At 69.5% G+C, this 23,901-nt stretch carries 14 protein-coding genes and 1 pseudogene; 12 read left to right on the top strand and 3 right to left on the bottom strand.

Annotated elements, in window-relative coordinates:
* Window positions 1-11: 11 nt before the first annotated feature.
* From ABZT93_RS33845 to ABZT93_RS33830, 4 genes are read left to right on the top strand one after another with little or no spacing between them, the layout of a single operon-like run.
* Complete coding sequence (locus tag ABZT93_RS33845) at window positions 12-1,193, top strand: kelch repeat-containing protein (protein WP_356111899.1); 1,182 nt, start codon at window positions 12-14, stop codon at window positions 1,191-1,193.
* Window positions 1,190-4,390, top strand: a complete 3,201-nt coding sequence (locus ABZT93_RS33840) for a hypothetical protein (RefSeq protein WP_356111897.1) — start codon at window positions 1,190-1,192, stop codon at window positions 4,388-4,390. The genes ABZT93_RS33845 and ABZT93_RS33840 overlap by 4 nt, the downstream gene beginning before the upstream one ends.
* A complete protein-coding gene (locus ABZT93_RS33835; RefSeq protein WP_356111895.1) occupies window positions 4,387-9,624 on the top strand; it encodes a hypothetical protein in 5,238 nt (1,745 codons plus the stop codon). Before ABZT93_RS33840 ends, ABZT93_RS33835 begins: the two co-directional genes overlap by 4 nt.
* A complete protein-coding gene (locus tag ABZT93_RS33830) occupies window positions 9,621-11,438 on the top strand; it encodes a hypothetical protein (RefSeq protein ID WP_356111893.1) in 1,818 nt (605 codons plus the stop codon). Before ABZT93_RS33835 ends, ABZT93_RS33830 begins: the two co-directional genes overlap by 4 nt.
* 364 nt (window positions 11,439-11,802) lie before the next feature.
* Here ABZT93_RS33830 and ABZT93_RS33825 read toward each other — a convergent pair whose 3' ends face one another.
* Window positions 11,803-12,843: a glycoside hydrolase family 5 protein gene (locus ABZT93_RS33825; protein WP_356111892.1), complete on the bottom strand. Its 1,041-nt coding sequence runs from the start codon at window positions 12,841-12,843 to the stop codon at window positions 11,803-11,805.
* An 817-nt stretch (window positions 12,844-13,660) separates the two neighbouring features.
* Between ABZT93_RS33825 and ABZT93_RS33820 the strand changes: the two genes are divergently transcribed.
* The 4 genes and pseudogenes from ABZT93_RS33820 to ABZT93_RS33805 all read left to right on the top strand — a co-directional run bounded on the left by ABZT93_RS33820 (window position 13,661) and on the right by ABZT93_RS33805 (window position 17,956).
* Window positions 13,661-13,906, top strand: coding sequence for a hypothetical protein (locus tag ABZT93_RS33820; RefSeq protein ID WP_356111890.1), 246 nt, complete (start codon window positions 13,661-13,663; stop codon window positions 13,904-13,906).
* A gap of 44 nt (window positions 13,907-13,950) precedes the next feature.
* The gene (locus ABZT93_RS33815) at window positions 13,951-15,000 is read left to right on the top strand and encodes a DUF6292 family protein (RefSeq protein WP_356111888.1); all 1,050 of its coding nucleotides are present in this window, start codon (window positions 13,951-13,953) and stop codon (window positions 14,998-15,000) included.
* Window positions 15,001-15,245: 245 nt separating this feature from the next.
* Entirely contained in the window at window positions 15,246-16,568 is a 1,323-nt protein-coding gene (locus ABZT93_RS33810) for an ATP-binding protein (RefSeq protein WP_356111886.1), read from the top strand.
* Between the two features lie 537 nt (window positions 16,569-17,105).
* Window positions 17,106-17,956, top strand: a pseudogene (locus ABZT93_RS33805) (IS5 family transposase).
* A 141-nt stretch (window positions 17,957-18,097) separates the two neighbouring features.
* Here ABZT93_RS33805 and ABZT93_RS33800 read toward each other — a convergent pair.
* Together ABZT93_RS33800 and ABZT93_RS33795 are read right to left on the bottom strand one after the other, a co-directional pair.
* A complete protein-coding gene (locus tag ABZT93_RS33800; protein ID WP_356111934.1) occupies window positions 18,098-18,610 on the bottom strand; it encodes an ATP-binding protein in 513 nt (170 codons plus the stop codon).
* A gap of 652 nt (window positions 18,611-19,262) precedes the next feature.
* Window positions 19,263-19,541, bottom strand: coding sequence for an HAD-IA family hydrolase (locus ABZT93_RS33795; RefSeq protein ID WP_356111885.1), 279 nt, complete (start codon window positions 19,539-19,541; stop codon window positions 19,263-19,265).
* Window positions 19,542-19,550: 9 nt separating this feature from the next.
* On the opposite strand from ABZT93_RS33795, the gene ABZT93_RS33790 reads away from it, so the two are divergent.
* From ABZT93_RS33790 to ABZT93_RS33775, 4 genes are all read left to right on the top strand, one after another.
* On the top strand, window positions 19,551-20,051 hold the full coding sequence (locus ABZT93_RS33790) for a hypothetical protein (protein WP_356111883.1): 501 nt from the start codon (window positions 19,551-19,553) through the stop codon (window positions 20,049-20,051).
* Window positions 20,052-20,233: 182 nt separating this feature from the next.
* Window positions 20,234-20,713, top strand: a complete 480-nt coding sequence (locus tag ABZT93_RS33785; protein WP_356111881.1) for a hypothetical protein — start codon at window positions 20,234-20,236, stop codon at window positions 20,711-20,713.
* Window positions 20,714-21,111: 398 nt separating this feature from the next.
* Window positions 21,112-21,603 (top strand): serine-threonine protein kinase, encoded by a 492-nt coding sequence (locus ABZT93_RS33780; RefSeq protein ID WP_356111879.1) that lies wholly within the window; start codon window positions 21,112-21,114, stop codon window positions 21,601-21,603.
* Between the two features lie 385 nt (window positions 21,604-21,988).
* Complete coding sequence (locus ABZT93_RS33775) at window positions 21,989-23,359, top strand: replication-relaxation family protein (RefSeq protein WP_356111877.1); 1,371 nt, start codon at window positions 21,989-21,991, stop codon at window positions 23,357-23,359.
* The last annotated feature ends 542 nt before the right edge of the window (window positions 23,360-23,901 follow it).

The raw sequence follows: 23,901 nt of genomic DNA, 5'->3' as shown, positions 1-23,901 counted from the left end.
GGAGGCACCTCATGACCAGTCCCACCGTGGCGGCTACCGGACAGTGGACGAGCACCGGGGCCCTCCCCTCCGCGCGCGTGTGGTCCGGCCAGCACGACGGCCCGGTCGTGCTCGCCAGCGGGAAGGTCCTGGTGGCCGGAGGAGCCGACGGCGCCGGAGCCGCGCTGGCGCAGGTGGCGTTGTACGACCCGGCGGCCAAGACGTGGACGGCCGCTGCCGCGCTGCACACCGCCAGGCGGCTGCACACCGTCACCCTGCTGGGCAGCGGCAAGGTCCTGGTCACCGGCGGCATCACTGGGGCGGCGACGTTCCCGTCCGCCGGACTGGCCTCCGCCGAGGTGTTCGACCCCACGCAGGGCACCTGGAGTGCGACCGGCAGCCTGAAGACCGGCCGGTGGGGGCACAGCGCGGTGCTGCTGCCCGGCAAGAAGGTGCTCGTCGCCGGCGGCTGCACCACCCGGTCCGGGCAGTCGGTCAAGGCGCTGCGCTCAGTTGAGGTCTACGACCCGGACACCGGCGCATGGACGGAGGTCACCGCGATGACCGACGCGCGCTGCGGCCACCCGGCGCTCGTGCTCAACACCGGCAAGGTGCTGGTGGTCGGTGGCAGCGCGCCCGTGTCCCGCGAGACCGACGCGGCAGTGGCCTTCTGCGAGCTGTACGACCCGGCCTCAGGCACCGGCGGTACCTGGACGCCGACCGGGAGCCTGCTGGCGGCGCGCAGAGGGCACCAGGCCACCCTGCTCCCGGACGGCACCGTCCTGGCCAGTGGCGGCAGCCCTCCGGGCGCACCGGGCAACGGCACCTTCGACCCGTTCAGCAGGGCCACCGCCGAGACATTCAATCCCGTCGCGGGCGCGTGGAGCGCGGTGCAGAACATGCCCGCCGGGCGCGGCCTGCACCGGTCGCTCTCACTGGGCGGGGGCAAAGTGCTGGTTGTCGGCGGCACCGACAGCCCGGACAACGGCGTCGGCTACGCCAGCGCGCTGATCTTCGACGCGGCCACCCGGAACTGGAGCCCGGCGGGGGGTCTGGCGGCGGGCCGGTGGGGGTTCGCCGCCGTCCCGCTGACCGGCGGCAAGGTGCTGGTCACCGGCGGCATCACCCGCGCGGGCCTTGCCGCCGCCGACTCCGGCGCCACCGAAATCACCGCCACCAGCGAAATCTTCGGCACCGGCTCGGTGACGCCGTGAGCAACGCGTACTCTTTCCTGCCATGGCTGCGGACCGGCCTCAGCACCCGGATCACGACCGATCCGGGTACCGCCGACCGGGCCGTCATCCCGGTCAAGCTGCGGCTGACCGGGGATGGCGTGGCCGGCGGCACGATCACCCGCGACGTCGAGAAGGCCGTGCAGCTGTACGGGCCGGGCGACTTGGCGGGCATCGATTCCCGGGTGATCTCGCGGGTGGAGCCGCGCCCCGGGATCACCAACGTGGAGCCCAACTACCTGGCGCACATCGAGTTCTACGACGAGGGCCTGCCGTGGAGTTACAGCCCGGCCCCACCGGACGGGGCCAACAAGCGACTGCTGCCCTGGCTGGCGCTCGTCGTGCTCGCCGGAGCGGCCGAGCCCGCAGACGACCCGGGCGCAGAGTTCACCGAGGGCGCGGTCGCCGGGCGGCCGCTGCCGTCAATCCAGGTCAAGGACCGGGCCGGGACGCTGCCGCCGCCGGACCAGCTCGGCGCATGGGCGCACGTGCACGTGAACGGCGAGCTGGACGGCCTGGTCGCCAACGACGATCCCGCCGGTGCACTCGCCGCCCTGCGCCAGGTGCTGAGCACCAATGCCGACCTGGCGTGCTCGCGGCTGATGTGCCCGCGGCGGCTCAAGCCCAACAGCGGCTATCACGCGTTCCTGGTCCCCGCGTTCGAGACGGGCCGCCTGGCCGGGCTCGGCCTGGACCCGGCCACCGCGCCCGGCGCGTTGCACTCCAGTTGGGGCCCCGACTACCCGGGCCGCCCCGAACCTGCAACGTTGCCGTACTACCACCGCTGGTTCTTCGGTACCGGCAGCGCGGGCGATTTCGAGTACCTGGTCCGGCTGCTGGAGCCCCGGCCCGCCGACCCGGCCATCGGCCGCCGCGACCTCGACGTGCACAACTCGGCAGGGCCCGGGCTGCCGCCCATCACCAGCCCGGCGGAGCTGCACGGTGTGCTCAAGCTGGGCGGCGCACTCCAGTCGCCCAACCGGCCCAAGGGCGATGTCTACGACAAGTGGGACGAGCCGTACCCGCACCTGTTCCAGAAGGCCCTCGCCGGACTGATCAACCTGGCCGACGCCTACCTCGACCAGACCCCGGCCGCCGCGCACGCCGCCTCCGGGGTGCAGGACGTGGCGGGCGAGGTCGATCCGATCTGGACCCCGGCCGCCGCGCACGCCACCTCCGGGGTGCAGGACGTGGCGGCCGAGGTCGATCCGATCATCACCCCGCCGATTTACGGGCGCTGGCACGCCCCCGCGAACCGGCTGCTGACCAAGCGCGACGGCAGCCCCATCACGCCCGACCGCAACTGGGTGCATCGCCTCAACCTGGACCCGCGCTTCCGCGTCGCCGCCCACCTGGGCACCCGCGTCGTCCAGGAGCGGCAGGAGGAGTTCATGGTCGCCGCCTGGGCTCAGGTCGGCGACGTGTTGGCGGCCAACGCCAAGATCCGCGCCGCCCAGCTCGCCCGCGAGGTCGGGACCGTACTGCAGGCCAAGCATGTGGAGCCCGCCGCCGCACCGATCACGCTGGCCGACGAGCCGGTGCCGTCCGGCAAGGCCCTCGTACTCACCGCTCCCGCAAACTCGCGGGTGACCACGCATGATCGGGCCCTGCGCCCGGCGGTGGCTGTCGAGGGCGAGCGGGTCGCGGTCGGGTTCCACGTAGCGCGCAGCCGCGTGACAGCCGCGCCGCTGTCCCCGCCGATGCGCAGGATGCTACGGCCGGGGCGGCTGATCCGGGACCTGCCGTTCAGCGAGACCAAGCCGCCCGACGCGCTGATCCCGCGGATGGACGACCCGGACGACCCCGTGACGGCGGCCGCCGCCATGAAGACTCCCGACGCGGTGGTGACGCCCAAGCAGCTGAACGATGTCCTGCACCCAGCACCACCGCCGATCGGGCTCACGGCCGCCACCGAGGCCGGCCCAGCCGATCCGGTCGACCAGCTTCCGCACAGCGCCAACTTCCGGATCACCCTTCCGGGCGACATGTTCGTTCCCTCCGAAGGAGGCGCCGACAGCGAGGAGGCCAGACGGTTCAAGGACGGGCTACGCGACATCTACCGGGGCTGGCACGCGGCGGGCGTCGGTGGCCAGACCGAGGGCGACGACCCGCTGAATGTCCGCGCCACCACAGACGCGATGATGATCGGCCTGCGGGCCGACAAGACCGTGCCCACAAGTCTGCTGACGTCGGTCAGCCTGCCCGAACGGCTGCAGTCGTTCGCCGAGCGGTTCATCGAGGCGATGGCCTATCCCGTCATCGACCTGCCGATGTACAAGGCGCTGCTGGACCTCTCGGTGGACTACTTCGCCCCCAACCTCGGGTTGATCCCGCAGAACACGGTGACGCTGCTGGAGACCAACCAGGAGTTCATCGAGTCTTACCTGGTCGGACTCAACCACGGGATGGCCCGCGAGCTGCTCTGGCGCGAGTATCCAACCGACCAGCGCGGCTCGCCTTTCCGGCAGTTCTGGGACACGCGCGGGGGCGTGAAGCAGTACGACATCCAGCCGCTGCACACCTGGCCCAAGGCCGCCAAGCTCGGGGAGAACGACGCGCGGGAGACCGGCGAGCAGGCTGACGACCTCGTGCTGGTCATCCGCGGCGACCTGCTGAAGAAGTACCGTAACGCCGCGATCTACGCGCACCGTGCCCGCTGGCAGCCCGAGTCGGGACCGCCGGACCCGGCCCAGGAACGGGTCCCGGTCACGCTCGCCGACCCGGCGCACCCGACGCTGGAGGAGATCAGGCTCCCGCTGTATGAGGCCAAGGTGGACCCCGACCTGACGCTGCTCGGCTTCGACCTCACGGCGGCGGAGGCCAAAGGCAACTTCGCCACCGGCGCGGCGGGCTGGTTCTTCGTGATCCAGGAACGTCCCGGCGACCCCAGGTTCGGCGCGGACGAGGGCCCGCCCACCCCGGTCGAGGTGTGGAACGACCTGACCTGGGCCGACGTGGACCCGGGTAAAACCGGGTTCATCCGGCTCGACGCGAGCACCGTGCAGGTCCCGCTCAAGGACTTCGACGACCCCGCCGCCGACGCCGAAAAGAACGACCAGCACCTGGAAGACGCGTTCCTGCCCGTCTGGCATGGCGGGCTGAGCTCGGCCGACGTGGCCTACATGCTGTTCCAGGCGCCGGTAATGATGGCCGTCCACGCTCAGGAGATGCTGCTGTGACCGCGCTCAGCGACGACTTCCCGGTACTGCTCGGCCCAGTCCGGGTGGAGACCCGGTTCACCGCCACCGAACTGCTGGTACGGATCTTCCCGGACGAGTGGTGCACCGATAAGTTCGAGCCCAAACCGACCCGCGCCGAGATCACCGCGGTGGACGCGTACTGGACGGCGCACTGGCGGACCGGCGCGAACGCGGTGGCTGAGCAGGCGGCCTGGCAGGAGCTGGTCGCTCGGGTGCCCGGCGGCCGGGCCAGCTGGCTGCTGCAGACCCGTACCCCCGTCAACCCCGCCGATCGGCCCGCGACGGTGCCGGAGGGCGCGACCGTGCTGGTGGTCGTGACCGGCCAGGCCGTACCGGCCGCCGACCGGCAACCGGCCATCACCTACTGGACGGCGGTGTGGCGCGCGCACGGCGACCGGGCCAAGCTGCGTGCTGCCGACACCGCGCTGCGCGCCGACGTCGGGGCCAGCCGGGCGGACACGATCCGGTCCCGGCGCCCGGTGGGCGTCGACGCCGCGCCTACCGCTGCCGGCGACGCGGTGATCGTGGCGTTCCTCGTGCTGCCACCACCGGCCGCGGGAAGCCTGGCCGAGCAGTCCTGGACCCAGGCGGCGAAGGCCAGGCTCCTGCCGGACCGCTTCACCGTGCTTGGATACGTGGGCGGCAATCGGGTATTGACAGCGACCGGCGAGGCGGTGCCCGACGCCCTCGCGGTCAGCCCCGACCCCCAGGCCGACACCGACAAGCAGCTCAAGGTGGACGAGCAGACCGGCGCTCTGCGCGTGCCCGACGAGCTCCAGTGGCTGACCGACTTCGGGCGGGCGGTGACGCTCGGCATGGGCCTGCGCATCCCGCTCACCCCACAGATCCGCAACGGACTGGACCGGCTAGTGGTGTTCGGACTGCGGGAGCGGTCCGGCCCCGAGCAGACGGCCGTCCAACTGGCCGACCTCATCACCCGGCAGCTGCGCAGCCCGTCCGGATACGGGCTGCTGCCGCAGGGAACCCCAACCAACAACAGCGAAGCCGCCCCCGCCGGGCAGGACCGCCACGCCGAAGCCGAGGCCGCGCTGCGCACCGCGTTCGGCCTCGCGGCGGCGGACCCATCTGACGACTGGCGGACCCGGACCGACGGGCAGTGGCTAGCCGACCTGCTCGGCATCGACCCAGCCGTACTGACCGGCATGCCCAACGCCGACGGCACCGACCAGCGTGACGCCCGCGCGGCCAACATCGCCCTGTGGCCCGCAACCTGGGGCGCGTACCTGCGGGGCATGATGCATCCGGCCCTGTCCGAGCAGGCGGTCGACCAGACGCGCGAGTTCTTCGTTCGAAACGTTTCGGGGCGCGGCCCGGTCCCGGCGGTCAAGATCGGGCGGCAACCGTACGGCATCCTGCCCACCACCGCCTTCTCCAAGATGACCTTCCCCGCAAGCGCGACGCACCGCCGCGCGCTGTACAAGCTGCTCAGCGTGGCGGCGGGGGACTGGCAGAAGGCCGTCGCGAAGGTCAGCTACCTGGGCAAGGGCGGGGACCCGCACCAGCTGCTGCTGGACATCCTGGCGCTGCATCCGACGTCGGCGGAGTTCTACCAGCGGTACGCGCAGAGCGTCGAGGACATTTTCAACCGGGAGAACCTCAACAGCGGCGGCCCGCGCGTCATCCCCGCGCTGGACCAGCTCAACATGCCGCAGCCGATCCGTGCCCTGCTCAACCGCCTCGGCTACGCCATCCCCCCTGGAGCCGACCCGGAGGTGCTCCGGCGGCTGTTCGTCGGCGACCAGTACCCGCTGCTCGGGCCGCTGGTCGATGACCGGCCGCTGTCGGAGACCGACCACATCCGCGCGTACCTTCCCGACGGCGGCAACTACCTGCACTGGCTCGCCCAGCACGCCGAGCACGACCTGGAGACCATCCGGCTCGAACTGGGCTTCAATGGCGACAAGCCGCCTGCGGCGCTGCTGTATCTGCTGGCGCGGCACGCGGTCCTGCTCGCCTGGGAGGACGCCGCCCGCCGCCTGGCCGCCGCAGCCGGGAGCACGGCGCCACCCGCGCGCGATCCGCTGTTCGTCCACGTACGGCCCAACCGGCCCGGCGCACCCCCAGTGGAGAGCGAGAGCCGGTTCCGCCAGCTGTACTCGCCCGACCAGGCCATCACCGGCAGCCCGGACCGGCTGGTGGCGAGCTTCATCCCCGAGGTCATCAGGCAGAGCCCGGCCACCGCGCAGCTCACCGAACAGATCGACGCGCTGAAACACCTGGCCGGGCTGCCGACCGGCCGCCTGGAACGGGTGCTGACCGAGCACCTGGACTGCGCGACCTACCGGCTCGACGCATGGCGCTTGGGGCTGGTCAACGAGCGGCTCGCGGAGCTGCGGTACGGGTCGTCCGGCACGGGACCGGCCCGGCGCGGCATCCACCTCGGTGCGTACGGCTGGCTGGAGGAGGTACGGCCCAAGCCGCGCCCCGGCATGACGCAGGTCCAGCTGACCGGCGACCTCGGGCAGCTGTTCAACCCGCCGGGCGCGCAGCCGCTGATGCACGACAAAGCCAACGGCGGTTACATCCACGCTCCGTCGCCCGCGCAGGCCACCACCGCCGCGGTCCTCCGCGCCGGATACATCGCCAACGCCAGTCCCACCGACCGACACATGTTCGCCGTCAACCTGAGTTCCGAACGGGTCCGGGTGGCGCTGACCCTGCTGGACGGGCTGCGGCAGGGCCAGTCGCTGGGCGCCCTGCTCGGCTACCGGCTCGAACGGGCCCTGCACGACCGGTATCCGGATGCCGAGCTGGACTCGTTCATCACCGCGCTGCGCGGGGCCTTCCCGCTGCGGGCCGGGCGGATCGAGGAGACCAAGCCAGCACCAGGCACCGCCGTCGAGCTGGTCGAGGCCCGCAACGTCATCGACGGCCTCGAACTCGTGCGGCGGGTGACCCAGGTGCCCGGCGCGGACGTCTACCCGTTCGGCGCCCAGGGGCTCCCGAACCCCGACACCAACCAGCGCAAGGCCATCAACGAGGAGGTGCACCGGCTCCTCGACACCCACGACGCACTGGCCGACCTGGCGGTGGCCGAGAGCACGCACCAGGCGCTCGCAGGCAATCCCGAGCGGGCGACGACGACCCTCGACGCCTACGCGAAGGAAGGCGTCGCACCCGAACCCGAGGTAGTCCGGACACCGCGCAGCGGCACCACCTTGACCCACCGGATGGCTCTACAGCTGACGCCGGGCATCCGGCCGGGCCACAGCGCACCGTCCGTACAAGGCGACGGCCCGCGCGCCAAGGCCGAGCCCGCCGTGGACGATTGGCTGCCCACGCTGCTGCCCGACCAGCGGGACGTGGCCGCGCTGGTGACCTGGACCGACCCGATCAACGGGGTGGCCCGCAGCAGCGTGGTCACCCAGCGGGACCTGCGGCTGCGGCCGATCGACCTGCTGTGGGCGGTACGGCCCGCGAGCGAGGCGTCGATGACCGATCTGGACGACCGGATCATCGGCGTGGTCGCCACCCGCGACCAGCCACGTCCGGACGCGCGGCTGGTGATCGAGCACACCAAGCGCATCACCGGCAAGGTGACGTTCTTCGAGCTGTCGCCACTGATCGCCGCTCTGCGGTCGCTGATGACCACGTCCCGGCCGGTGCGGCCCACCGACCTGATCCCGGCCGCTGGGGACGCCCCAATCGACCGCTCCGCCGACGCGGCCGTGACGCTGCCCCGCGAACGGCTGGGGGCGGTGCGGGACGCGCTGGTGGCGCTGCGCACGGCCGTCACCGGCTACCTGAACGACCTCGGGCCGCTGTTCCCCGAGCCGCCTGCGCCGGTCCGGCGCAGCGAGGTGATCAGCGGCATCGACACGTTCCTGCGCCGGTACGGGGATCTGATCGCGACGGCGGGCGGGTTCGGCATGGTGCGCAGCGGCTGGGGCGAGGCCGCCGGCTGGCGGCGGGACCGCTACACCGAGGTGCTCGCGGCCGTAGACGAGGTCGCCGACCGGATGGCCAAGGCGCTGGCCGACGCCAACGCGCTGATCTTCGCTTACGACGCGCTCCCAGCGGCCACCGCGACCCCGGAGCGGTTCCGGCTGCTGGAGCAGATCGAGCGGCTGCTGACCACCACGCCGACTGCGCCGCGCCCGAACACGCCCCAGAAGCTGCGTTCGATCATCAACAACCGGCGGCAGGCGTTCCAGAACAAGCTGCAGGATCTGCGCAAGGTCGCCGACACCGGCCAGAAGACGCTGAGCGGGCTGCTGGCCGAGGTCGCCGCGCTGCTGCCGCTGACCGGCTTGGACCCGGCCGGGCTGACGCTGACCCGGTACGAGGACCTGGTCCTCGCGTACGGGAAGGAACTGCTGGACCGGGCACGGGCGCTGCAAGCCGAGATCGCCGAGCGGCTGACCGCCGCCGACGCGGCGTTGACCGAGCACGACGCGGCGGTGACCGGACCCGACCGGGTGGAGGCCGCGCTCGACACCCTCAAGGCCCTGCTCGGCGAGGATGTTCTGGCCGTACCGGAGTACACCCCGTCGGCCACGCTCGCTTCGGACTGGAAGAAGGCCCGCGACGACAGCGGCGGCCTGATCGAGCACCTGGAGGACGGGGGGCGTGACTTCCCGGTGGACGACTGGCTGCACGGCATCGCTCGGGTCAGGGAGAAGCCGCGGCTGTGGGAGCAGGTGGCGATCCTGAGCGACGCGCTGCGCGGTGACGGGGGACTGCTCGGCAGTCTGCCAGGCTTCGAGGAGCCGCAGCTGGTGCCGATCCAGCTGCCATACCGGACCGACGACCACTGGCTGGCCATGGAGTTCGCGCCGGGCACGAAGCTGGATGAGGACCGGCTGCTGTTCACCGCGCACTACGGCGCCAAGCCCACACCGCCGACCGACGACTTCTGCGGCCTGCTGCTGGACGAGTGGACCGAGGTCATCCCGGCGCAGAAGGAGACGACCGGGATCGCTCTGCACTATGACAAGCCCGACTCCGAGCCGCCGCAGGCCATGCTGCTGGTCACCCCGCCCACACGTACCGGGACGTGGAACGCCGACGACCTGGTGGCGGCGCTGCACGAGACGTACGACCTGATGAAGGCCCGCGCCGTCGAGCCCGCCCACCTGGACGAGACCGCCTACGCCCACCTGCTGCCCGCCACGCTGGTGTCGGCCGCCAGCAAGCCGATCACCATCAGCACCGACTTCGCGACCAACAACCTACGCGGGAAGAACCCATGACAGAACGCATCGAGAACCTGCCGAAGGCCCTGGCGGAGCGTGAGCAACCGACCGTCAGCCTGTGGAACCGGCTGGAGGGACGTCCCCGCACGGCGGACTTCGAACGGGCCTTGCGCGTGGAGGTGCGGGATGCGCTGTGGCTACTCACCCGGCAGTGGCAGCTCGGCGAGTTCCGCGGCTCCGACGCCGGAACGCCGGTCACCGCCATGTACTCGGTGGGGATGGCGGTTCCGAGCCGGTTCCAGTCCGCGTCGGGCGGCTCGGCTGAAATCCTGCCGGCTGACCGTCCGTTGGAGGACGTCGCTGAACGCCGAGTGCTGCCGTTCGCCTTCGGGCCGGAGCAGATCTCGTACGATCTGCGCCTTGCCATCGGCCGCCGCTGGCTCAAGCTGATGAGCCTGAACCCGCCCATCCGCCACCATCGGCAGGACTTCGTCAAGCTGTATCGCATCGCACTGCCGTCCCCGGCCAGCGACGCCGACACCCCGCGGGTAGCCCACCCCGAGGTCTGGTCCACGCTGCAGGCCGTCGCCGGCCGGCGGATGGACGGATACGAGCTGTACCTTCACATCAAAGCGGGACATGAGGCCGCCGACGGCATCGCCAATGTCGCGCCACCGCACCGCACGCTGATCAACGAGCTGGGCACCCGGCTGGTCGGCTGGTTCGACGGCCTGATCGATCAGCCCGCCGACAACGCCACCTGGGATCCGCACCGCCTGGAGCACCGGTTCTCGGTCGCCGCGGGGCAGCCGGGGGGCTCGGAGAAGGTGCTGACCGCGCAGGAGTACCCGGGCGGCGAGCTCGACTGGCATGCCTTCTCCATCGACCCCAGCACCCCGGTGGGCGGGGCCGGCGCACCGCCCGCCCCGATCAACCGCACGGTCTTCCCGGCCCCAGTGCGCTACTCCGGCATGCCACTGCCGCGTTGGTGGGCGGTGGAGGACGGCAAGACCAACTTCGCCGCCGTCCGCCCGGACCGCACCGACATGGCCCGCCTGGTCGTCCTGGAGTTCGCCCTCGTCTACAGCAACGACTGGTTCCACCTGCCGTGCGACCTGCCCACCGGGACACTGGCCTCGCTGCGCGGCCTAGCCGTCACCGACGTCTTCGGCCAGCGCCTGTGGATCACACCCGCCGGGGCAGGAGCCGACAACGACTGGCAGCGCTGGTCCATGTTCACCCTGGACACCATCGGCTCAGACGCCGTCCCCGCCGACACAGGCCTGTTCCTCGCCCCGACCGTCCCCAAGGTCGCCGACGGACCCGTCCTGGAAGAGGTCGACCTCTTCCGCGACGAGAACGCCAACATGGTCTGGGGCATCGAGCAGACCGTACGGCTGCCCACCGGCCCGGGCCGCAAAGGCAGCGAGGTCGCCGCCGAGATCCTCGCCCAGCGCCGCCGCCTGTTCCCGCCCATGCCCCCAACCGCCCCGCTGGCCCCCATCGCCTACCTGGCCATGACCTCGGTCCCCGGCAATTGGATCCCGTTCATCCCCGTGCACGTCCCCGGCGACAGCCGCAAGATCCAGCTCCAGCGCGCCGGCATGCCCAGCGAGATCGACACCAAGCCCGTCCGCCCCCGCACCACGATCCTGCGCGAGGGCCTGGACGCCGCCCCGCAACGCTCGTACTTCCTCAACGAAGAGGAGGTCCCGCAGACCGGTACCAAGGTCACCGTCGCCTACAACCGCACCCGCTGGTGCAACGGCCGCGTCGCCGTCTGGCTCAGCGCCCGCCGCGGCACCGGCCGGGGCGAAGGCTCCAGCGGCCTAACCTTCGACCTCCCCGCCGACACCAAACCTCCCACCTGACTTCGCCCGGCGAGCCGAGGCCTGCCATGCGCGCCTACGCGCCTGCCTCCGCAACTGGCGGGTTCGGCCGAGCTGCAGAACAGCAGCCGACCGTCAGCGTCCACGAGGACCATGGACTTCACGGCGTTCTGCTTGTTTTTGCCCGAGATGAACTTCTCGCGGTCCTTGGCGTCCGGCAGCCGGGCGGCGGACCCGGATCTCGGTGCCGTCGATGATCCCGGTCTGCCCGCTTGCGCCGAGATGGTCGGTGACCTCGGCGAGCGTACGAAGGCGGACGTAGGAGGCGACGGTGCAGCCGCGCATCGCCAACAGGGGCCCTACTTCACCCACCGGCCGTCCGTGTGGGGGTCGGTCGGGACGACGTTCATGCGTAGAGGTTGCCCCTCGGGGCGGTGCCGCCATTGCCGTCGGTGCTACCTCCGCTGGCGTAGATAGTGGCCTCCTTGGCGGTGGCGGCAATGCCGTTGGTGCCGTGGAAAATGCGTTTGCCCCAGTCGGTCAGGGAGTTGGCCTTGAAGTTATTGACCATGTCCAGGTAGCCGCCAGTGTTGCCGCTCCAGGACCAGCCCAAGTATCCCAGGCTGAGTTCCTCCGTGATGGCCATGATCGCGTCCTCGTTGGGGTTGCCGTCGGTGTGCCAGTCGCCGAACTCACCTACCAGGATCGGCAATCCGGCGCTGACGAAGAAGTCGAGGTAGTCCCGCACTGTAGCGGCGGCTTCGTAGACCCCGTACATGTGGATCGAGAAGATCGTGTTCCGGTTGGGGTCGGCTTCGAAGACCGTGTGGGCGTGGTTGCGCATGGTACCCGAATAGTCCTGACCCCAGTTGGGGGCGTCGACCATGACAGCGTGGCGGAAGCCGGCGCCTCGCAGCTTCCGGATGGCGGCGCTGGTGTCGGAAGTCCAGCGCTCGTAATCCTTGTTGCCGTGCGGCTCGTTGCCGATATTGATGACGACGTACTTCTCCTGGCCCTGCAGTGCTCCTTTGACCTTGATCCAGTAATCGGCGGCCTCGGAGAGCGTGGCGGCGCCGCTCACCTCGCCGTAACCGGTGGTGTCGTGCACCTCCAGCACGCAGATCAGCCGGTTCCGCTTGCACAGCCGGACGATGGTAGAGACCTCAGCGGCGCTGGTCATCGGCCAATGATGGCCGCTGGAGAGCACCACGCGGACGGTGTTGGCATCCTTCGCCTTAATGTCGGCGAGGGAGCCCGTCCGGTCGGTATACCAAGCGTGAGGATGGTTGACGCCACGCATCACAAAGTCGTTGCCATTGGCCTCGACGACACGTCCGTTGCTAACGCGGATACCGGTCGCGGCCTCGGCCTCATCGGCGGTTCCGGACGCGGACGCCAGCGACGTGGCCGCCTCCGTGGGCAGCAGATGGTTTGGTCGCTTCTGCATGTTCCCTCCTGAGATATTGCGCTCTCGCCGTAGTCACGGCCGGTGCGCTCGGATGGACGGAGCCCGACTAACTCCCGCCTAAGGCCCGTGAGCCGAGCTGACTGCTGCCGGAACTGGCGGGCGCGGCATCCGTTCGCACCTGGCAGGAATCAGCGACTCGCTACTGTTAGGGGCGGGGGCACGCTGATAACGGCCGGCCATGCCTGCTGGGCGATCAGGCTTGTGGCCTGCAGTGCGGCGGTGATCGCAGCCGGGCTTTCGGGCGAGTGCGAGGAGGCTGACCCTTGGCCGCAGATCCTGCTTACGATCATGATCACGAGAGCGTTCCAGGCCCACATGCGCGGAGAGTTGATGAGCCTCCGGCGGACTGGTGGGTGTTCTTGTGTGATCACGGCACGGGGGTGTAATCACCGTCTTCGTCCATCTCGAAGCTGCCCGTGGTGTGTCCGTCGGCGGCGGTGTGTTTGAGCCAGGCCTCAAACCTGTGGCCATGCGCTGATTGTGTGCAGTCCTGTTTAAGGGATGGCTCCGTTGCCTACGTTGCCGCAGCAGTCATGGCGACCCGTCCCAGCTCAGCGAGGTTCATTGCGTCTATAAGGTCGGCCATCGCCACGACAACGATCAAATCGGGATGCCGCACCGAACATCTCTCACTGCATCACACCCAACGTGTGGGCGCAAATAGAGTAAATCGTTCGGTCGAAAATTCGCCCATAAACAAGTGAAACTGGAACCAATAACTGTCCTGTAGAAAGAAGCGGCAACTCGTACGCGAAGCCCCACCCATCCGGGGTTCCCGTCCGGGTTCCCGTGCTGCGTGACGCATGATTCTGCGAACCCGTGCGCTTCGCTCCTCGACGCCGCCGGCCTGCAGCGCGGACGGTTGACCGCCCTTGCCCTGCGGGGTGATGACCTCATCGGCGCCGGCCAGGTCACCACGCAGATCAGCCTCGACCAGGCCCGCGAGGCACGCCTGGTGGCCGAAGAGGCCGTCGACCGCGTCCGGGACAAGTTCGGCCCCGCCGTGATCGGGCCTGCTGCCGTCTTCCGCAGCGCCTCCTGACCCCACCCCACCCGCTCCGATCTGCTGCTGTGGAGGTATCGGTCGTGCTCCTTGACCCGCCCGGCACCCTGGTCGACCCCAAAGGGCTGCCGCACTGGCCCTACGTCCAGGCCGTCGACGACGCCCTCACCACACGCGGCATCCCACCGGGCACGGTCCGGGCCAACCACACCAGCCTCGAACGCGGCATGACCATGTACACCGTGATGACGTGGGACGTCAGCCGCACCGGAGGCCACGGCGGCCTCCAGCTGCACTGGCACGAACGTAAGGGATGGTTCTACGCCCTGGCCGGACTGAGCCAGTTCGACGTCCACTTCTATTCCGTCCTCACGCCGCTCCGTACGCCCATGCCCACCCCCGAGGCGGTGGCCGACGTCGCCGAACACCTCGTACGCTTCCGCCGGATCACCGAAGCCGAGTACGGGGAGCCCTGGGAAGGCGCCGGCGAGGTGCAGGTCGCCGCGAACGACTTCCGCCGCGCCCGCCTCGGACTCCCGCCTCTGGGACGCCAGTGGCCGGGGGAGGGGACCAGGACGGGCGCGGAGAACAGGGAGATGGAGGGGGAGGGCGTGCAGCTGACGATCGACACCCAGAGGGACACGTACGAGCAGGCGATCGCGGCCGTCCAGGCCGCCTACGGCCTCAACCCCGCCGCCGTGACCAGCAGTTGGCCCGACGCGCCCTCCCACGAGCCCCGGCCCGGCCCGGAGACCCTGGCCGATGAGGATCTCGGGCAGGGCTGGAGTGAGCGGATGCTGTTCGACACCGTCGCCGCCGTCATGCCCCGCGGCCGCGCCGTCCTGCGCCGCCTGGTCGAAGTGGGCGGCACCGCCACCTACGACGACATCCAGGCCCACTTCGCCGGCCACCCGCAGACGCCGATCGAGCCGAAGAGGATCGGCGGGACACTCACCAGTGTCCGGGCCGTCCGGCGCCGAATAGGCCCCGACAACCGCACCCAGCTCCTGGAACGCGACGAGAGCGTACGCCTCTACCGGATCGAGCCCGCCCTCGTGGAGGGACTGAAGCGGGCCTTCGACCTTGCCGACACCCGCCCCGACCTGCTCCGGCAGGAACTAGCCAGCCCGTGAGTCCTGTTGTCGCAGAGCATCGCAGGAGTGCATCGGGAGTATCTGTCCCACAGTCACGCGACGACTTCCTGCTGCTTGTGGCCCAGCACTGGATCGGCGGCAGCGCGACCCGCACGGTCCGGGTTCGGTGGTACGGCCCGGGCAGCGAGCTCAGTACCGGAAATGCGTGGTGACGTCCAGGTGATCACGTTTAGCGTGATCTGGTTGGCGACCGTCAGCCTTGTGCGAACACCCTGGAGTACCCGATGGCTCTGCCTGCCCGGCTTACCGCCACCTTGGGACAACACCCCGATCACCTCACCGAGGAGGATCTGCAGCGCGCGATCGACAGCCAGATACCCGAGAGCGTCGACCTCGACTGGAAGAAGGACTTCTACCAGGGCACCGACGCGGGCAAGAAGGAGCTCGCCAAGGACGTGTCTGCCATGGCCAACACCGCCGGCGGCATGGTGGTCATCGGCGTCGACGACGGCAAGAAGGACCACGCACACGACCTGGCCCCTTCCGAGCTGATCCCGGGCCGAGGCGAGGAGTGGATCCGTTCGGTACTAGCCAACTGGATCCAGCCCGTCGTCCCCAACGTGGGTGTGCGACCGGTGAAGTCCACGGTCCACGCGGGCAAGATCTACTGGATCCTCACCGTGCCCCCGAGCACCCAGGCCCCGCACGCCGTCGCGGCTCCGGGCAACGACTACAACTTCCGCGTTCACGTCCGGCACGGAACTACGACCCGCACCCTGGCCGAATCCGAGATCGCCCAGCGCTACCGTGACCGTTTTCAGGCGGCCTCCGACGATGTCGACCGCCTGCGGGAAGTCGCCGACGCAGGCCGTCGCTACCTGAAGGACTTTCTGACCAGAACTGTGGAAGGCAGCAGCCCTCCGGTGACGTACTCCCCAGCCTGGGTCAGCCTTGCCGCCGTTCCGGCCGTACGCGGCACCTATCCGTTGGCCACCCGGGCCGATCGCGACGAGGCCTTCAGCCGCTTCGAGGACCTTGCCTGTCACGGAGTGACGCTCAACGCGCGGCCCCCATACCCCCCGCTGGTAGGCCGGAGGCAGGTCCGCTTTGAGGGCTCCCCCACGGGCCAACTCCACCAGGACGGCAGCTTCTACGCCGCACGGGCCATCGACCTCCACAACAATCGACGCGACGCCGACGGCCCCCACCAGATGTCCCAGCGCGCCTTCGAAGTCGACCTCGTCACCCTGGTGCAAGCAGCCGCGGCCTGGGCGGCAGAGACTGGAGCGGTCGGCGACCTGATGCTGTCAGCCGCACTGCACCGCTACGACGGCAGAGACAATCTTGTGCAACTGGTCGTGACCGAAAGCGTCTTCCAACACGGCCCAGCCCTACCGCTCCCCACGGCTCCCGCGCAGACAACGGGGGATCTCGCCGCCATCGTCACCGACAAGCGGGAGGCAGTTGTCGTCGCCTGGACCCTCGCAGCTGACCTGCTGGCCGACATGGGAGCCCACCAGCCGCACATCCTGACCTCTGACGGAGACATTCTGACGGACCGCCTCAACGACGGATTCCGTCACCAGCTCACAGGATGGCCGGTGTAGCGGCTGACGATCCGCTTCTGTCTCGGGCGGCTGCAAGGGGCCGCCGGTGGCTGGCGTGCGATGGCTCTTGCACCGCAGTCGCTGAGGCGGGGCGGGCGCTGGTGCGGCCCGGCCCGGTCTGCTTCCGCCCGGCGCGTGGGCGGCCGGGCGGAAGCGGGGCGGTTTGCCCTCCGATGGTTCTTGAGCACGAGGGGACCCGCCGTGCCTTCCAGACTGGAAGGTGCGATGCCAGGGGAGGCGTGCAATTTCATGGTGCCCCTTCCGGCGGGCGTCGCAACCCTCAGTACGGTTTCGCCATCAAAAGGGTTCATTACGTCATGATCTGCCGGTGTTGATGTCTGTCGTGTACTAACGGGTGTCCGGGGACGGCCGAGTGACGGGGTGTCACCGTAGCGGTCTGGCCGGGTGGGAGAAATGGCAGCCTCACAGTCCAGCTGATCTCTCCCCGCGGGGCACCGACACTTCGACAGCAGAAAGGATCGGGGTCCTGGCCGGCTCCCTCCCCGCACCAGATGGGCCAGGCCCCCTCCCTTCCCAATGCGCCGCCGCCGCTACCCGTCCGACATGACGGACGCCGAATGGGCCCTGATCGAGCCGTTGCTTCCGCCTGCCGCCTGTGAGAGCGGCCGCGGACGGCCCGAGAAGCACCCCGCCGCGAGGTGGTCGACGGCATCCGCTACCTCGTCGATAACGGGATCAAGTGGAGGGCGATGCCCTCGGACTTCCCGCCTTGGCGGACGATCTACGGATTCGCCCGACGCTGGGCCGCCGTCGGCATCATCAACGCGATCCGTGACCAGCTCCGCAGACGAGTACGGCTCAGCAATGGCAAGACCCCGCAGGCTGCCGCGGTGATCGTGGACTCCCAGAGCGTGAAGGCGTCGGAGACCGTCAGCCGGGCCAGCCGCGGCTACGACGCCGCGAAGAAAATCAACGGTCGCAAGCGCCACATCGTCGTCGATACCTGCGGCCTGATCCTGCTCGTCATGGTCACCCCGGCCGACGTCACCGACCGGGAGGCCGCGAAGGAGGTCCTCTTCCGCCTTCACCTGATGCACCCCGAGATCGCGATCGTCTGGGCCGATTCCGCCTACGCGGGCGCGCTGGTCGACTGGGCAAAGGAGCGTCTCGACATCAAGATCAAGACAGTCCGGCGCCCGCCGGATGCCAAGGGCTTCGTCGTCCTGCCTCGTCGCTGGGTCGTCGAGCGCTCACTGTCCTGGATCATGAGGGCCCGACGCCACTGCCGAGACCACGAACGGCTCCCGCAGGTCAGCGAGTCATTGATCACCTGGGCGTCCATCACGCTGATGACCCGCCGACTTACCCGGAAACCGGCGCGACGGTCACCACGGACAGTCCCAGCAGCGATGCCCGCTGCCGTCTGACGACCAACATCAATCTTGTAACCGTCGCGACCGTCACCACCCGGAGCCATCACGGATCTCGGCGGATTGCAGTCGGCGCCATGCCGCATTCTCCATCGATCACCAGCCAGGCCCACTCCGCCCGACACCGAAAACAGGCACTTAGCTGTCGGTGCATGAGGGCCAGTGGTCTACCGCCCACTCCGGCCAACTCGGCCAGCCCGCCGGCGGGCTTGGGATCTCGCCCCCGGCGAGTTCGGCGGCGTCAGGCACCTGAAACCGCTCCCGCCATTGGTCTACGTCGGTCTCGCTCATGGGAAACGTCTGATGCGGTGTCGTCGCCTGGCGGTGCGCGATGCGAGCGAGCTGGATGTCCTTGTCCACAGGCACGTAGACCACCTGACATGCTGCCCCGGCCGAGCGTGCCAGCCAGCGCAGTGCCGACCGTTCATCGCGGCCCCAGAGCCCGTAGTCGAGCACGACGCTGGTCCCCAGCCGCAGCGCCTGGAGGGCGACCGAGATGAGCCGCCCTTCGAGCACCCAGCGCTTTCCGTCGGCCATCGAATCGCCGAACAGGGGGATCATCCAGTGGTCTGGGGTCAGCCGCAGTGCCCGGTGCGTTGCGGCGAGCTCTTTGGCCCGGGTGGTTTTCCCAGCTCCGGGGAGCCCGACCATCAGGAGCAGGGTGGCGACAGGCGGATCCTGCGCGACGCCGGGGCTGGCTCCATGCGGGCAAGGGGACGTGGTTTCGTGCTGTGAATCGAAGCGCTGCGACTGAGACATGACTTCCCTGATCAGGCAGGATGGCCCGGCAGCGCAGCAATAAGCGAGTGGCTGCCGGCAGGACACTGATCCGGCGGTAGGTCGTGGCACTGGCCCCGGCCGGGGCCAGCAACGAGGCCGCGGTTATGGGCAACCGCGGATACCGCCGCTAAGCGGCGGTACGGGTGGTCATGGCAGCACAGCAACACATGCCTTCACCATAGCCGACAGCGTCGGCGGACCATTTCGTGCGATGAAGCACGAAGATTGGTACTCGCTGCCACGATGGATCAGCCGACATCGCAAACAGGCACTACGGCAAGCGCCGCCAGGGATGAACCGAACGGCGCGGTGCGCCCGCGCCGGTGAACGGCTTCGCGTGTGCACTCAGGCGCACCACGATGAACTTCATCCTGCGCACCAGTGCGCGATCCGGCGATGTCGTGCACTGCGCCTGGACGTACCGGTGCGCACCGCGATGTCCGCGAGAGTGCCCGGCACTCCTTGGTACACACACCCCGGGTGACGGTGGGCACCCCTTGTTGAGTCGAGCAGGTGTTTTTCTTCAGTTGAGTGCCGCGAGACGGGCAGGTAGCTCGAAGATCGAGGAGAGGCGCGCCTCGTGGGGTATGGCAGCTTGACTGTGTGGGTCGATGAGGAGCGAGCGGATTCCGGCTCGCTGGGGGCCGCAGTAGTCGGCTTCGTAGGTGTCGCCGACGAACACGGCCGCGCCGGGAGCGATCCCGAGTTCGTTCAAGGCGGCCGTGTAGATGGTGGGGTGCGGCTTTCGCCAGCCAACCTCGAAGGAGGTGACCACCGCGTCGAACAGCTGCCGTACTCCCATCGCTTCGAGGTGCGCCGGGACGAGATCGGCCAGGCCGTCGACGACGCCCTCACCCGGCACGGCATCCCGCCGGGCACCGTACGGGCCGATTACCGCCATCCGCGGTTCGGGGACCGGCTGTTCATCGTGCTGGGGTGGGACACCAGCCGTACCGCCGCCCGCACGGGCGGGATCCGCTTCGACTGGGACGAGGACACCGGCTGGGCCTACTCCCTGCACGGCCTGAACCTCCGTTCCGGTTCCAGCAAGCCGTTGACGATGCTGCACCGGGTCTACGCAGCACCGCAGGATGTGGCCACGGTGGCCGAGCAGTTCGTGTGCCACGGACGTCTGGCCGCCGGGGAGTACGGCGCGGAGTGGGAGGAGGCCTCGCGCGTGCGTGCCACGATCGACCGGTTCCGTGCCACCCTGCGGGACCCCGAGGGCCTCTGGACGGGGGGGGGGCGGCTGAGACTGAGGCGGTGCGCCCGGTGCGCTCGTACAGCTCGACACTCAACTGGCCTGGGTTGAGATGGGGTTACATGTGCATATCTTCGGCAATCGTCCGCGCTGCGCCGGTCAGGTCCGTAGGCTTTGCGGCGGAATCACTGGAATCTTCCTGCATGGGCTGAGGCACCGTGAATACTGCGACACTGCTGCTGCTCGGCGCCGCAGGCGGAGCAGTACGCGGGATCATGCACGCATATGACTGCATGACTGAATGGCTCAACCGGCGTCAGCAGTATCGGCATGCTCCCGATCCCGGCGCTGAGGGGCCGCCGACGTTCGGTGCGGTCTACGACGTCGGAGGGGAATGCATCGCCGCCGTGGTGCACGCCGTGCTGGGGGCGTTGGTGGCCGGGGTGCTGGGAACGTCGGGTCAGGTCAGTGGCGGTTTCGCGGTGTTTGCTGCCGGCGCCTCCGCGCCCCTGATCCTGGTCCAGCTCAAGAACTCCCGCCTGGCCGAAGCGATCCTCGGGGAAGGTGCTGTTCCCACTGGCGCCGCGCAGCAGACCGCCGCGGCCAGCAACGGTCCGGGGCCGGTCCTGGACACTACGCGGGAGGTCTTACCGACGCAGCGTGCAGGCCCTGACGCAGCGCAGTCGCCCTCGGTGGGGCAGCCGCCATCCTCGGGTCCCTCCTCGCAGGGCAGGACGCGCAGGCCAGCCGCTGATCAGGACGGTGCCGGATGAGTCGGCCCGGTCTGCTGCGCCGGGCCGCTGCTGCCACCTTAGGAGCCGGCGTCCGTGCTCCACAGGCCAGCGTGCTGACAGCCCCCGTCGAGCTCGGTCTCGCACGGCGGGCTGCAGCCGCCGTCATCGGCATCCGCTCCTACGGGCGGGTCGACAACTCTGGCTCAGCATTAAGGGTCTTCGAAGTGCGACGCCCCGCGGCCGCCACCTCATACCAGTCCCTCCTCACGGCGCCACCACCACAGGGCGAGGAGCGCGCAGAAGCCGGTCCCCGGCCTCCACACCCGGATTGGGTCACCTTCGTCCTCGATCCCAGCGCTGCCGTAGTGCTCGGATCGAGCAGCGCTTCTGGGGAACAGCGTCAGCGTGGGCCTCGCCGCACTCTCGCCCTGACCGCGGTGGCTGCCGTCCTTGCCATCGCCTTCACCGCATTCGGCTATCAGCTCCGCCCCTTCATCCACCAGCAGTTCCCCGCACACTCCAAGCAGAGCGACGCCCCGTCCGCCCCGTCCGCCCCGTCCTCCTCTCCTACTCCCGTAGTCAACGGAGATGTGCCACAGGCCTACCTCGGCAGCTGGAGAACCATCATCAATCAGGACGGGGAGCACACTCGGTCGCTCGTGATCAAGCAGGGCCGTATCGGTGACGACGTCCTCATCCTCGTCGCCGACGGTCCCACCACGAGCGGCACCTACCACTGCGTGTTCACGGCCCCCCTGACTGCGGCGTCGAGCGACGGTAGCGAGCTGACGGTCGGTCCGAGCACCGTCACCTCCGGCGATCCGGGGATCTGCAAGCCGGGGGGCGCCACGACCCTCACCCTCACCAACGGGCACACCCTTAGCCGCACCAACTCCGAGAACGGGGAGAGGCTCAACTACACCCGCTAGCGGGTACGGCACCGGGGTTCCATCCACAGCAATGTGCGGGACTGGCGCGTCCGGGCGGCTGAGGAATGCAGTGCCCACTGTGCAGGCCCTGCACAGTGGGCCAGCCTCCGATTCCCCTACCGGGCTCCCTACCGCCTTCCCTACCAGAGCCCCTACCGGCACGTGCGGTAGGCTGCGCAGGGTTTTCCCTGGTCAAACCCCTTGTCCAGGGCCGACCACGGATCTCGACATCCCTCTGTCTCTCTCCTCTTGTCCTACCCGCTTGTGTCAGTGATGGGTGGTAGTGATGGCGGGGTGGGGGTCGAGATCCATCGGGTGAGGTGGCGCGGCCTGTTGCGGGCCCCGCCGGGCCCGCTGTTGCGCACCCGGGGAGGGGTGCGCCGGGATGTGGGAGGGCGAGGCGTCGGTGGGTGGGTCGAAGGTGTATCCGTACGGTTCCACGGCGGCGGTGCGGGCGCATGTGCTGGCCGCGCTGGGGGTCCTGAAGGTCGCCAGTCCCGATCAGATCCGGCGGCTGATGTGTTCCGGGCACAAGGACAACAAGACCGTCCGCAACGCCTGCCTGGACCTGGCCCGCCACAACCTCGTGGTCTCGGAGGGCAGTGCGCGGGATGGCAACAAGCTGTGGGGGCGGACCCCGCTCGGGCTGGAGGCCGCCTCCGAGGTACTCGCCCGTCCCTTTAGCGAGATGGGCGGGACCGCTCGCGGCGCGGCCCGCTCCGGCGCCCCGCACGCGATGGCGGCCAACGAGACGATCATCGCCATCACCCGCACCACCCCAGAACCCACCCGTCCGGTACGCCGCACCCAGCCCGAGACCGAGCCAGCGGCCTTGCTCCCGGCCGCGCGGGACACCAGCGCTGCTGCGGGGGCGGGGATCGGCACGGTGGCCTCCTGGTCCACGGAGGTGGTCTACCATCTGCCCGCCGGTGCGCGGAACCGCTCCGCGGTCCAGGCCGACGCGGTGCTGATCGCACCGGAGGCGGGCGTGCCGGTGCTGCTGGTGGAGGTCGACAACTGCACCGAGACCCCGGACGTCCTGGCCGCCAAGTTCGACCGCTACCGTCGCTTCTTCCGCCTGAAGACCAAGGGCCACCAGGGCCTGGAGGTCCCGGTGTGGAGCACCCTGTACCCGCCGACCGGCAGGGAGGGACACCCGCCGGTGGCTGTGGTGTTCAACCCTGGTATCCGCACCGGCGAGCAGGCTTTGAAGAACCGCATGAACCGGGTTCTGGAACTAACCCGCGACCTCTGGTCCGGCCGCTACGAACGCATGGGCAGCGTCCTCAGCGATCCCGCCGACGGCTACACCAACTACACCGACGCCATCCCGCTGCTGTTCACCACCCTGCCCCGCCTGAAGGAGCACGGACCCATCGAGGCCGTGTGGTGGCGCTGTGGCCACCGCCAGTGGGAAACCCTCACCGACGCCCTCGCCAACCCCGACGACATCGACGCCTGGCACCACCGCGACGAAGAACACCGCCGCGAACGCGATCAGCAGCTCGAACAGGAACGCCTCCAACAAGAAGCCGACCTGCAGCGCGAGCTGCGAACCCTACCCCCGGCAGCCCCGCCGTCACCGCCGCCCGCTCCCTGCAAGCGCTGCGGCCAGCCCGTCACCGGCACGCCCGGCATCCGCTACGAGGACGCCCCGCCCGAGGACGACCGACACTGCCCCGACTGCTGCATCGACCTCGTTCAGCAGTCTCCAGGACTGTTCAAAGCCCTCTTCGGCAGGACGACCAGTACCTGAGGGCCAACGTGAGTGGCGGTGTCAGAGGTCAGGGGTGGTCACGTGCTTGCGGCATGGTGTCAGTGTCCGAGGCAGCGCTGCTCCACGCTCAGGGGTGCTGGAGGCCGGAAAATCTGTCCTCTGTTGCCTTGGCTGGCCAGTACGCTCACGGAGCATGACCATGGCACGGCCGCCTTTCTCCGTTCGGATAGGCCACAACGAGCCTTACGACTACGCCCCCTACGACGGTGTCCCCCGCCACCTTGTCGGAGCGCTGCAAGAGTGGGTGGCATCGCACTTTTCGCGGGACGACGAGAACGCGGTGGAGGCTTGCCTGCGGCTGCGAATGGTGCCGCTTCCTGGCCAGACCGCCGCCGACGCGTTGGTCAGCGCAGACGGCATGGATCTGCTCGACGTCGTGGACGTCATCCTCGGATGGGAGCAGCCCGAAGATGGTGAGGTACTGGGGCTGGGAGGAGACTTTGAAGGACGGCTGGCCCGGATCCTGGACGCTGCGGGATCGGCATACCGGGTCGACGACGCGGGGACCGGGCTGGAGGAGC

Source organism: Streptomyces sp. NPDC005303, assembly GCF_040607335.1.
Classification (GTDB): Bacteria; Actinomycetota; Actinomycetes; order Streptomycetales; family Streptomycetaceae; genus Streptomyces.
Note: the sequence above shows the minus strand (reverse complement) of the source record. Positions and strands in the feature narration are given on the sequence as shown.